This is a genomic window from Clostridium sp. 7_2_43FAA (assembly GCF_000158375.2).
GTDB lineage: Bacteria > Bacillota > Clostridia > Clostridiales > Clostridiaceae > Clostridium > Clostridium tertium.
Genome location: NZ_JH815222.1, coordinates 2,107,621 through 2,119,460, shown reverse-complemented (window position 1 = coordinate 2,119,460; position 11,840 = coordinate 2,107,621). Strand labels below are relative to the sequence as shown.

General features: G+C 26.9%; 12 protein-coding genes. 9 read left to right on the top strand and 3 right to left on the bottom strand.

Translation table 11 applies throughout. From position 1 onward, the window contains the following. Both CSBG_RS11630 and CSBG_RS11625 read left to right on the top strand, forming a co-directional pair. Window positions 1-265, top strand: a 265-nt coding sequence (locus tag CSBG_RS11630; RefSeq protein ID WP_008679711.1) for an IS3 family transposase, incomplete at its 5' end; no start/stop codon positions are given. A 267-nt stretch (window positions 266-532) separates the two neighbouring features. Next, window positions 533-1,324 (top strand): lipid II flippase Amj family protein, encoded by a 792-nt coding sequence (locus CSBG_RS11625; protein WP_008679710.1) that lies wholly within the window; start codon window positions 533-535, stop codon window positions 1,322-1,324. 111 nt (window positions 1,325-1,435) lie between these two features. On the opposite strand, the gene CSBG_RS11620 is transcribed toward CSBG_RS11625, so the two are convergent. Both CSBG_RS11620 and CSBG_RS11615 read right to left on the bottom strand, forming a co-directional pair. Next, window positions 1,436-1,624: a DUF4177 domain-containing protein gene (locus tag CSBG_RS11620; RefSeq protein WP_008679709.1), complete on the bottom strand. Its 189-nt coding sequence runs from the start codon at window positions 1,622-1,624 to the stop codon at window positions 1,436-1,438. Between the two features lie 25 nt (window positions 1,625-1,649). Further along, window positions 1,650-2,576: a TraB/GumN family protein gene (locus tag CSBG_RS11615; protein WP_008679708.1), complete on the bottom strand. Its 927-nt coding sequence runs from the start codon at window positions 2,574-2,576 to the stop codon at window positions 1,650-1,652. A gap of 404 nt (window positions 2,577-2,980) precedes the next feature. Here CSBG_RS11615 and CSBG_RS18025 point away from each other — a divergent pair, with 404 nt between their 5' ends. From CSBG_RS18025 to CSBG_RS11605, 3 genes are all read left to right on the top strand, one after another. After that, window positions 2,981-3,133, top strand: coding sequence for a hypothetical protein (locus CSBG_RS18025; protein WP_008679707.1), 153 nt, complete (start codon window positions 2,981-2,983; stop codon window positions 3,131-3,133). 218 nt (window positions 3,134-3,351) lie between these two features. After that, window positions 3,352-3,828, top strand: coding sequence for a cupin domain-containing protein (locus CSBG_RS11610; RefSeq protein WP_008679706.1), 477 nt, complete (start codon window positions 3,352-3,354; stop codon window positions 3,826-3,828). Window positions 3,829-3,959: 131 nt separating this feature from the next. Then, window positions 3,960-4,466, top strand: a complete 507-nt coding sequence (locus CSBG_RS11605) for a hypothetical protein (RefSeq protein ID WP_008679705.1) — start codon at window positions 3,960-3,962, stop codon at window positions 4,464-4,466. 74 nt (window positions 4,467-4,540) lie between these two features. On the opposite strand, the gene CSBG_RS11600 is transcribed toward CSBG_RS11605, so the two are convergent. Beyond that, complete coding sequence (locus tag CSBG_RS11600) at window positions 4,541-5,851, bottom strand: aspartate kinase (RefSeq protein ID WP_008679703.1); 1,311 nt, start codon at window positions 5,849-5,851, stop codon at window positions 4,541-4,543. A 139-nt stretch (window positions 5,852-5,990) separates the two neighbouring features. On the opposite strand from CSBG_RS11600, the gene CSBG_RS11595 reads away from it, so the two are divergent. From CSBG_RS11595 to CSBG_RS11580, 4 genes are all read left to right on the top strand, one after another. Then, window positions 5,991-6,905, top strand: coding sequence for a M15 family metallopeptidase (locus tag CSBG_RS11595; protein ID WP_008679702.1), 915 nt, complete (start codon window positions 5,991-5,993; stop codon window positions 6,903-6,905). A 346-nt stretch (window positions 6,906-7,251) separates the two neighbouring features. Continuing rightward, complete coding sequence (nrdD, locus tag CSBG_RS11590) at window positions 7,252-9,372, top strand: anaerobic ribonucleoside-triphosphate reductase (protein ID WP_008679701.1); 2,121 nt, start codon at window positions 7,252-7,254, stop codon at window positions 9,370-9,372. A gap of 14 nt (window positions 9,373-9,386) precedes the next feature. After that, window positions 9,387-9,887 (top strand): anaerobic ribonucleoside-triphosphate reductase activating protein, encoded by a 501-nt coding sequence (nrdG, locus tag CSBG_RS11585; protein ID WP_008679700.1) that lies wholly within the window; start codon window positions 9,387-9,389, stop codon window positions 9,885-9,887. A 183-nt stretch (window positions 9,888-10,070) separates the two neighbouring features. After that, window positions 10,071-11,798: a methyl-accepting chemotaxis protein gene (locus tag CSBG_RS11580; protein ID WP_008679699.1), complete on the top strand. Its 1,728-nt coding sequence runs from the start codon at window positions 10,071-10,073 to the stop codon at window positions 11,796-11,798. Window positions 11,799-11,840 lie beyond the last annotated feature (42 nt).

Here is an 11,840-nt window from a genome sequence, read left to right as displayed (position 1 = left end):
TAAAACATTACAAGATGAAACTAAAATAAAATTAAATGCAGTGCAAAGTATGTCTAGGGTAGGTAGATGTATTGATAATGGGCCTATGGAGGCTTTTTGGGGTACTTTAAAATCAGAAATGTACTATCTAAGAAAGTTTTCAATCTTTGAAGAACTTGAACAAGCTATTGATGAATATATAAAATTTTATAATACAAAAAGATTACAAAAGAAACTAAAAGGTATGGCTCCTATTGAATATAGAAGCCACACCTTAGCAGCATAATTTTATATTATTTACCCTGTCTACTTGACAGGGGGCGGTTCATTATATTATTCACTTTTTAATTATTACAAATATATTATAATTTACCAAATATGTTTTAGTTATAAACACATTTAGTTATAATTAAGATGACTATAGTTCTTAAGAGAATATTAATAGTATTATTAAAATTTATAAATTAAAAAATATTTAACAATAAAGTTAGGATTTATGATAATTTAATTTGAAATATATATTTAAAAACGGCATTAAAGGATGTGATATAAGTTGGATAAACAAATTATAATTGTTTTAGTATTAAACTTTATAATTTCATTAATTGGAACATTAGCGTATTCAGTTAGGTTAGTAGGGGTTAGAACAGGGAAAATAGCTGTTACATTTGCAGTTTTTAATGTATTAATGCTTGTTTCAAGAACTGCACTGACATTCCAAACTCCTTTATTAACAAAGTTTGTAGAAAGTGATCCAAGTAGTGGAGCTTTGCTTAATATATTTAATTTAATAATTATAATTTCAGGTATAGCATCTATAGTTGGAGCTTTTTTAATACCAACATTTCAGCAAATGTTTAGTAAGGCAGTAAATCATTTTTCAATAGAAAGGTCAATGCCTAAGCTTATCATACATAGTTTTTCAAAAAATGGTGTGAAATACATGAAGGAAAGTATAGCAATTCCTGTAAAAGAAAGTTTAACAAGTATAAATTATAGAATACTTCCTAAAAAAATTTTATTTTATAATTTTATTTCTGTAGCCATTATTACAGCGGGAGCTTTTGCACCAATATATGCAGCAAGTATATCACCAGATCTTAGAATGACTTGTTTATCTTTATCACCAGTAATTAATGGAACAGCAACAATACTGACATCAATTTTTATTGATCCTCATTTATCAATTATGACTGATGATGTAGTTGATGGCAAATGTAGTGAAGAGGATTTTAGAGCTTGTGTAATAGCAATGGTAGGAAGTAAAGTGGTAGGTACTTTTGTGGCATTGCTACTGTTTGTACCAGCATCATATTTAATTGCTTTTGTAGCTAATTTTATATAATAAATATATTAAAGGAAAAATGAAAATTATATTTAAAGAAATAAAGCAAAATAAGAAGAAAGAGAGGTGCTAATCTTTCTTATTTTGCTTTATAATTGAATAATGTTTTTATTAAATTTGTTTTTCGAATATTAATTCAAAATGAGTAGCAGATCCATAAGCACCAGTTGGTGGAGTAAGGATTTGTACTAATCTCCATCCTTCCTTTGCATGATCAGTTACTATTTGATGATAGTCTTGCCTTGGTTTTGACTCTATAAAACCTTTTAATTCTAGTCTTATAAATTTATATTCATACATATAAATGAACCTCCATATATAGTTTTTAATTTACTCTAGTTATTTTATAACCTTTCTCTTCTAGCAACTTCAATATGCCATCCTCACCGATAAAATGAGCGGCTCCAACTGCAACTGTATGATTTTTACCATCTTTAATTAATTCGTCGATTTTATTTGTCATACCAATGTTTCTATCTGTAAGCATTATTTTATAGTATTCCGGGTTATCATTTTTCATTTTATTATTTGATTCTTCAATAAATTCAATATCTCCAGTTTTATAGGCATTAAAAAGATTTTTTGCTATATCAACTTCTTCATCAATATTAGAATTTGAATAGTCATTTAAATATTTTTTTAGATATTCCCAAGTAAAAGTTTTATTTATTGTTTCAAGTTGGTAATCAACTCCTTCAAGTTCATTAATTGTTATATTATCTCCATTAGCTTTACGTAATTTCACTCCGTTTATCATAATTAAATCTAATCCATTTCCAAGTATTCCAGCTTTAGCATAACAGAGATTAGTCAATAAACTAATTAGCGAGAAAGAATTTAAATTATTTATTTCTTTTATATTGAATTTAGGACTTAATGTATTAATAATAGAAGATAATTTATTAATTTCATCTTCAGATAAATAATTTTCTATAGTTTTTCCATCTTTTAAATATCCAGAGGATTGAGTTTTCTCTATATTTTCCTTAAGTGATAAGTCGAGTTCTACAGATAAAACATCAGTTTCATCAATTATTCTTTTTATATCATCATTTAAAAAATTGATATTATTACTACCAAGATGTATAGTTCCAACTAAATTTACACTAGTACTGCCATTAGTTGCCTCCCATATATACCCTTTTGAGACTTCCTTTTCTATAGGTTTATTATTGCATGCAACTAATGTAGTAGTGAAAAAAGCAATAATAAATATAGATAGTAAATTCTTAAACCTAAAAATGAATTTCATTTATATATCTCCTTTAATAGTATATTTTGTATACGCTATATTTTACCATAAATTAAATAAATATGAAGCAATTTCAAACATATAAAGTGTTGTTCATAAAACAATATATTTGTACAGATATTAAGACTTGTTTATACATTTACATCTGATATTATTAATTTACAACAATGAAAGGACAAAAGAAATTATTAAATATTAGGGGGAATTTTAAATGAAAAAAAGTTTTAGCTACTATTATTTGTGAATCAATAGATGATAATTATACGGAAAGTATTCGATTATATAATATACACAAAAGAGTCAAATTGTTATATGGAGAAGAATATAGAATAGGAATATCAAGTGAAGAAGATAAGAGTCCTTAGTTAAAATAATTTTACCGTATACTAGAGGGGGAAAGTGAAGTGTATAAGCTTATAATAGATGAAGATGAAGAAATAATAAGAAAAGGTTTAGTTCATACAATTGATTGGCTATCTATGGGTTTTACAGTTATAGAAGAAGCAGAAGATGGAGAAAAAGGATTAGCGGTAATAAGTAAATTATCCCTGATTTAGTAATAACTGATATTAGAATGCCATTTAGGAAAGGATTAGAAATGCTTAAACTTGATAAAAAACAAAAATATAGATTTTATATAAGGAATTTTAGAGGAGTTAAATGAAAAAGATAAACTGAATCTTATTGAATACCAAGAGGAAGAAGTATTGGAATTAGAAATGTAATATTTAGAAATTTAGTATATAATATTAATAAATAAAGGGAGGGATATAAAATGAAAAATGCAGAATATTACATAAAAAATTTAGAAATGTTACCACATGTTGAAGGTGGATATTTCAAAGAATCATTTTTATCAGAAGAGAAGGTGAGAGAAAATAAAAACTTATGGAGTAGTATATATTTTCTTTTAAGAACAGGTGAGGTATCAAATTTTCACAGGTTAAAATCTGATGAGTTATGGTATTACCACGATGGAGAAGCACTTACAATTTATATGATAAGTCCAGAGGGAGAACTTATAACAAAACAACTTGGGATAAATATAGAAAATGGGGAGGTTCCACAAGCTTTAGTTCCAAAAGGATATATATTTGGCTCAGCTATGAATAATGAGGGATTTTCTTTAGTTGGATGTATGGTTGCCCCAGCATTTGAATATGAAGATTTTGAATTATTCGAAAGAGAGTATCTTTTAAACCTATATCCAGATCATAAGGATATAATAATAAAACTTACTAGAGAAAAATAATTAATTTGAATAATTTAACATATATAATAAAATAATAAATATTTTATTATTTTTTGTATAATATATGAATTAAATATTATTATATGGTATAATTCTTTCCAGAGTTTACGAAATTTGGAGAAGTGAGGAATATGAGTAATAAAAAGCTCGTTTATTTTATCCTACCTATAATTATAGTATCAGGAATAGTAATAACCATAAATAGGTTTCTAGATAAATTTTATTTTTATAATAATGAAAAGTGTATATATAATGATAATTCAAAGATAGTGTCAATAAATGATAATTATTCCTATTTAGAAAAAAGAGGGATAAATGAAAATTCCAATACAGATATAACTTTCAAGTTTACAGGAATGGATACTATTTGGCATGTTATCTCTAATAATGATACGGAAATCAATATAAAATATAGTTCTAATATTGAGTCTGGAAAGTTTAAAGTGGTTTTGATAGATCCATATAATAATGTTATAAATATTTTAGAGCATACTGAATTAGGGGAAGATACATATAATATAAAAAAGGGAACTAGTAGAATAAAAATAGTTGGAAGTATAACAACTGGAAATCTAAAAATGGAAATAACGATAAGAGAAGATGAAAATGGAGTAGATATAGTAGCTATAAATGGCTAGAAAAAATAATTTAAAGAAATAATTTAAAAGGCAAAATGTAGAGTAAACTAGCATTTTGCCTTTAATTTTATAACTTAAATAAATGCTTTATAAATTGAGTTAATTCCTTTTTCAAAATCGTCATTTTCTATTCCTATAAGGATATTTATTTCACTAGAGCCTTGATCAATCATTCTTATATTAATATTAGAATCACTTAAAGATGAAAAGATTTTAGTTGCAATACCTTTATTTGAAGACATTCCATTACCAACTGTTGCAATAAGAGCCATATTGGGATGGACTACAATTGAATCTGGATTGCATGCTCTTTTTATTTCATCAACTAAAATATCTATTTTATTATTAAGCTGTGAATCTGATATAACAACACAAACAGTATCTATACCAGAAGGCATGTTTTCAAAAGAAACACAATTTTGTTCTAATATTGATAGAACCTTTCTGCAAAATCCAAGTTCTGAATTCATCATTGCTTTTTCAATAGAAATTACGGTAAAATCCTTTTTGCCAGCAATCCCTTTTATAGGATTATTATAATCAGGCTCCATATCCTTAACAATAAGTGTTCCTGGGTCGGATGGAAGATTAGTATTTTTTATATTAATAGGTATTCCAGCATTTCTTACAGGAAAAACAGAATCTTCATGTAATACAGATGCTCCCATGTAAGAAAGCTCCCTTAATTCCCTATAAGTAATTTTCTTGATTTGCATGGGATTTTCGACTATTTTGGGATCAGCCATCAAAAAACCAGATACATCTGTCCAATTTTCATATAAATCAGCATTCATGCTTGCTGCAACTAATGCTCCTGTAATATCAGAACCACCTCTAGAAAATGTAACTATATTTCCAAGAGGATCACATCCATAAAATCCTGGAATTACGGCTTTTTCGTAATTAGAAAGTGTATTTTTTAATGCTTTATATGTAGCTTCATTATCTAAGCTTCCATATTTATTAAATATAATGACATCTTTAGCATCTATAAACTTAAAATCTAAATAATTTGCAAGAATAATACCATTTAGATATTCGCCCCTACTTGCAGCATATTCTTTAGATGCTCCATTTTCTATATCCTTTTTTATTTCATTTAAATAAATGTCTATATCCAATGAAAGGTCAAGCTCATAAACTATAGCTTTATATCTATTAGATATTAGATTAAATACATCATCTAGTGGAATACTAGATTCAATGTGTGCTTGACAAAGATATAAAAGGTCTGTAATTTTAAAATCTTTAGAGTTCCTCTTCCCTGGTGCAGAAGGTATAACAAATTTTCTTCTATTGTCAGATAAAAGAATATCCTTTACCTTTCTAAATTGATTACCATCAGCAAGAGAACTTCCTCCAAATTTAGAAACTATAATACTCATATTTTGCCCCCTTATAAAAAGTATTTACTATATATTAACAGTAATTAAAAAAAATCTCAAATTAAAAATTATTAAATTATCAGAGTATGTTTATTTTTTTTAGGAATAATAAAAATATAAAATATAAGTAGGTGAAAATATGAAAAGGAAATTTATAATTATATATTGTATAGTACTTTTATTTAGCTTAATAGGATATAAGCCACAAGCTATGGTTATGGAAGAAGGTACATATATAAATAATGCTAAACGAGATTTATTAGTTTTAATGTTAGCTTATCCAGAAGAAATAAAGGATATAGATGTATCTGAAGATGGATATATATATTTAATACTAAATAATGATAAAAAGATTTTGTATGATGATAAAAAAGAAAAAAGTAAAGATATGAAAACAGCAAATGCAGATTTACAAGATACATTGGAGGATATATATCCATTAGAGAGTATAAGTATGGTTGTAGATGGAATGGATCCTGGTAGAGGAAGAGCTTATTCTTTTCTTAATAGTATTTATGGGAGCAATCAGAATCAAATAGAAAAGAATTTATCTTCTTTTTCAACATCTTGTGGTAATGTAATGTTTAATAAAAATGCTAAAGCAGGTGAATCTTTAAAGAAAGCTTTAAATGAAGCAAGAGAAGTAGCTAAAACAAATAATAAAATCAACAATTATATCTTCCCTATAAGTGGAGGTTATAATTATAGGGTTATACAAGATACTGGAAGACTTAGTCCGCATGCCTATGGAATAGCTATAGATTTAAGCAGAAATGATGCAGATTATTGGAAATGGGTTGATAAAACTAAAGGAAGCAAGAGAATTGAAGGTTATCCTAAAGAGTTAGTTAGAGTATTTGAAGATAATGGATTTGTCTGGGGTGGAAAATGGGAGCACTTTGATATTTTACATTTTGAGTACAGACCAGAAATAATATTGAAAAGTAAATATTTTGGTGATGTAGCAAAGATAAATAATGATAAATGGTATGAAGGTATACCTATAAATGATGAAACACAAAGTAAAATAAAATTGATTGATGAAAAATTATAAATTTAAAGCTATGCTATTTTAATTTTAATGTTTAATTTAGTATAGCTTTTAAGTTTTTATTTTTGTATAAAATGTTAATCATAGTATTAATGCTACCTAGGGGTGAATATTGAAAATTTATCGAGGATTAAAATATATAAATATATGTTAATTAAAAAAAATATCAACTATATCCATAAAACAAAGGTAATTTTGAGATAAGTGAAAATTTATAAGGATTGTTTAAAAAAACGAGTAGTTGTAAAAATGCAATGAAAAATGTTTTATTGTATAATTAGAAAATGAGTGCTAAAAGAAGGCAAAATATAAAAGTTTTAAAACTTTTAAAGGGGAGTAGATGGGTTAAATGAAAGTTATTAAAAGAGATGGAAGTATAGTTGATTTTGATAAGAATAAAATAAGGGCTGCAATTTCTAAAGCAATGAAAAATGGAAGCGGTATTTATTTAGCAGATATAGCAAAGCTTATAGCAAGTGATGCTGAAAAATATTTTTCAAAACAAGGGGATACTCCAACTATACATAAAATCGAATCTTATGTTTACGATAGACTTGTTCACTATGGGCAAATCGTAACAGCTAAATCCTATGAAGGATATAGAGCGGTACAAGAGTTTAAGAGAAACACAAATACAACAGACGAAAGTATACTAAGTCTTTTAAATAAAACTAATGAAGATGTTATAAAAGAAAATTCAAATAAGAATTCTGTTATAGCGGCAACACAAAGAGATTTAATTGCTGGAGAAGTTTCAAAAGATATATCTAGAAGAAGACTTATTCCAACCTATATAGTTCAAGCACACGATGAAGGGGTAATACATTGGCATGATATGGATTATACTCTTTCAAATATATTTAATTGTTGCTTAATTAATTTAGAAGATATGTTGAATAATGGAACAGTTATAAATGATAAACTTGTAGAAACGCCTAAATCCTTTAGTACAGCATGTACTGTTACTACTCAAATAATGGCTCAAGTTGCAAGTAATCAGTATGGTGGACAAAGCATAACAATAAAACATCTTGCTAAATTTTTACGAGTAACTGAAGAAAAAACTTATAAGATGTATTTAGAAAAATATAATAATGAAGAACTTGCAAGAGAATTAGCTAAAGATATGAAGTTTAAGGAGCTAAGAGATGGAGTTCAAACTATAAGATATCAATTATCAACATTGCAAACTACGAATGGTCAAGCTCCGTTTAGTACAATTTACCTAGAGATTGAGGAAGGTAATGAGTATGAAGAAGAAATGGCCTTAATTTGTGAAGAAATGATAAAACAAAGATTAGAAGGTATGAAAAATTATAAAGGACAAGAAATAGGAGAGGCTTTTCCAAAACTTGTTTATTTATTAGATGAACACAATTGTCTTAAAGGTGGAAAATATGATTATATAACTAAATTAGCTGCAAAATGTACGGCAAGAAGATTAGTTCCAGATTATCAATCAGCAAAGATGATGAGAATGAATTATGAAGGAAATACTTTCCCACCAATGGGATGTAGATCACATCTTGCACCATGGAAAGATGAAGAAGGTAACTATAAATGGTATGGAAGATTCAATCAAGGGGTAATTAGTTTAAACTTACCTCAAATAGGTATAATTGCTGATGGAGATATGGAGTTATTCTGGGATATGCTAAATCAAAGATTAGAACTTTGTAAGGAAGCTCTTTTAACAAGACATAATATGCTTCTTGGAACACTTTCAGATGTTTCTCCTATACATTGGCAACATGGTGCAATAGCAAGGTTAGAAAAAGAAGAAAAAATAGATAAGTTATTAAAAGATGGGTACTCAACATTGTCATTAGGTTATGTAGGAATACATGAAATGGTTCAATCAATGCTTGGAATAAGTCATACAAGCGAAGAGGGAGAAAAGTTTGCTTTAGCTGTAATGAATCATATGAATGAAGCGTGTCAAAAGTGGAAAGAAGAAACTGGCTTAGGATTTAGTTTATATGGTACCCCAGCAGAAAATTTAATATATAGATTTTGTAAGCTAGATAGAAATAGATTTGGAGTTATTCCAAATGTAACAGATAAGTTATACTATACTAATTCTTATCATGTTCATGTTTGTGAAGAAATAGATGCATTTAGTAAATTAAAATTTGAATCTCAATTCCATAACATAAGCCTAGGTGGATGTATTTCTTATATAGAAGTTCCTGATATGAGCAAAAACTTAGATGCAATTGAGCAAATTATAAACTTTATATATCATAATATACAATATGCAGAAATAAATACTAAACCAGATATCTGTTATAAATGTGGCTATACTGGTGAAATTAAATTAGATGATAATTTAGAATGGTTCTGCCCATCCTGTGGAAATAAAGAAGAAGCGGAAATGCAAGTAATGAGAAGGACTTGTGGTTATATAGGAACTAATTATTGGAATAAAGGGAGAACTGCTGAAATTGGAGATAGAGTGTTACATTTATAAGGAAGGTTTGCTAAATGAATTATTCTAAAATAAGAAAATTTGATGTTAGTAATGGACCAGGTATAAGAACTACATTATTTGTAAGTGGATGTACTAATAATTGTGAGGGTTGTTTTAATAAAGATTTACAAGATTTCAATTATGGTGATAAGTGGACAAAGGAAACAGAAGAAGAATTTATAGGATACGTTAAAAATCCAAATGTAAATGGAGTTAATATTTTAGGTGGAGAACCTATGGAACAAATACAAGATAAAGATTTGTTTAATTTATTAAAAAGAATAAAAGAAGAAACTAAAAAAAGTATTTGGTTATGGTCTGGCTATTTATATGAGGATATAATAAAAAATGAAGATAGATTATCTATATTGTCTTTGGTAGATGTACTTATTGATGGAAGGTTTGAAATAGATAAAAGAAATATATCTTTAAAATATAGGGGATCAAGTAATCAAAGGGTAATAGATGTGTTAAAAAGCCTTGAAAAAAAAGAAGTAGTAGAAATACAATTATAAGTATTAATATTAAAGAAAAGCACTTAGTAAATAGATTCTTTACTAAGTGCTTTTCTTATTTTCTATAAAGTATTTTGACAATTATTATAAAGTTTTGACAATGTTAAAGGAATATTTTGACTATAATGAGATTATAATGGATAATTAAATTGTACAAAATTCAATTATGAACGGGGTGGATATATGATTAAAAACTTAAAAGTTAGAGTGAAAATATTTATCTTAACAACTACGTTAACTTTAATGATGCTTGTTATAGGGGGAATAGGAATATTTCAACTTAATAAAGCTGATGAAAGAATGCAAAAAATGTATAATGAAAATTTTTCATCTGTATTAAGCTTGAATAATAGCATAAATGAAGAACGTAGTATTGAAACAAGTATTTATAAAATTATTTTAAACGTTGGCAATAAGAATTTTCAAGAAGAAGAAAAAGAGAAAGTAATTAAGAGTAAGGAAAACTTTGATAAAAATTTTAGCAATTATAAAAATATATATATTGATGATCATACAAGTAAAGCAATAATAGGAATTGAAACTAAATTAAAACCTTATAGAGATAAGCAAAATGAAATCATTAATTTAGCTATTTCAGGAAATGGGGATGAGGCTAAAAAACAACTTGAATTAGTTGAACTTGATTTTGGTGAAGGGTTTAGATACGAATTAAACAAGCTTGCTAATTATAGTAATACTATAGCAGAAAGTATAAAAATTGAAAATGAGCAGGCTATAAAAAAATTAATTTCATTACTGCTTACAAGCATAATATTGGTATTAATTACTGGAATTATTGCAGCAGCAGCTATAACAAGGAATATAGTTAAACCTTTGAAGGTAGCTGTCAATGAAATGGAGATAATTTCAAAGGGAGATTTCTCAAAAGAAATAGATAAAAAAGTTTTAAATAGAAAAGATGAACTTGGAATTATATTAAAGTATATAACTATAATTCAGAATTCACTTAGTATTTTATTAGAAAATGTTAAAATAGAATCAAAAAATACAGAGTATTCTATTATGAATATTAATTCAAATATATATGATTTAAATATTAGCTTAGAAAATATGGCAGCTACATCTGAAGAAGTAACGGCAATTATGGAAGAAACATCTGCATCAACTCAAGAAATAGGTCATTCAATTGAAGCTATAGAAATATCTGCTGAATCAATTGCAAATAAGGCAAAGGATGGGTCAAAGATTGCAGGAGAAATAAGTAATAGAGCATTAAATAATAAGAATTCTGTTAATTTGGGCCTTAAGAATACAAATGAAGTTTTGGAAAGTACTAAAATAACATTGAAAGATGCCATAGAACAAACTAAAGTAATTAATAAGATATATCAACTATCAGAAATAATTATAGAGATTACAGAACAAACTAATCTTCTAGCTTTAAATGCATCAATAGAAGCTGCAAGAGCAGGAGAGGCAGGAAGAGGATTTGCAGTAGTTGCCGAAGAAATAAGAAAGCTTGCGGAAGCTTCAAAAGAATCTGTTATTAAGATAAAGGAGACAGGAAATGATATATCTGCAGCAGTTAACAGTCTTATAGATAGTTCAAATAGTTTAATTAGTTTTATGGATAAGGATTTACAAAATGAATTTTCTAATATGATAAGAGTAACAGAAACATATAAAGATGATGGAATATTGATAGATAATATAGTAAATGAGTTTGATAAAATTTCTAATGACTTATTAATATCTATTAAGGAGATTTCAGACATTATGAACGGTGTATCTAAAGCAACAATAGAAGGTAGTAGTGGAATAGCTAATATTGCAAATAAAATTGTGGATGCAAGTAGTAAATCAGACAAAACCATAATTAACTCAAATAATGCTATGGAGAGCTCAAAAAAATTAATTGAATCTATCAATGTGTTTAAAATAAGAAAGTAAGTTAAATAAGCAAGGTATTATTAAATATATCTATATTTAATA

What these genes read in the sequence shown, in the direction of transcription:
- CSBG_RS11595 (WP_008679702.1), top strand. Translation starts at nt 5,991, where the DNA reads ATGAAAAGGAAATTTATAATTATATATTGTATAGTACTTTTATTTAGC.
- CSBG_RS11600 (WP_008679703.1), bottom strand. Translation starts at nt 5,851, where the DNA reads ATGAGTATTATAGTTTCTAAATTTGGAGGAAGTTCTCTTGCTGATGGT.
- nrdD (WP_008679701.1), top strand. Translation starts at nt 7,252, where the DNA reads ATGAAAGTTATTAAAAGAGATGGAAGTATAGTTGATTTTGATAAGAAT.
- CSBG_RS11605 (WP_008679705.1), top strand. Translation starts at nt 3,960, where the DNA reads ATGAGTAATAAAAAGCTCGTTTATTTTATCCTACCTATAATTATAGTA.
- nrdG (WP_008679700.1), top strand. Translation starts at nt 9,387, where the DNA reads ATGAATTATTCTAAAATAAGAAAATTTGATGTTAGTAATGGACCAGGT.
- CSBG_RS11610 (WP_008679706.1), top strand. Translation starts at nt 3,352, where the DNA reads ATGAAAAATGCAGAATATTACATAAAAAATTTAGAAATGTTACCACAT.
- CSBG_RS11620 (WP_008679709.1), bottom strand. Translation starts at nt 1,624, where the DNA reads ATGTATGAATATAAATTTATAAGACTAGAATTAAAAGGTTTTATAGAG.
- CSBG_RS11580 (WP_008679699.1), top strand. Translation starts at nt 10,071, where the DNA reads ATGATTAAAAACTTAAAAGTTAGAGTGAAAATATTTATCTTAACAACT.
- CSBG_RS11615 (WP_008679708.1), bottom strand. Translation starts at nt 2,576, where the DNA reads ATGAAATTCATTTTTAGGTTTAAGAATTTACTATCTATATTTATTATT.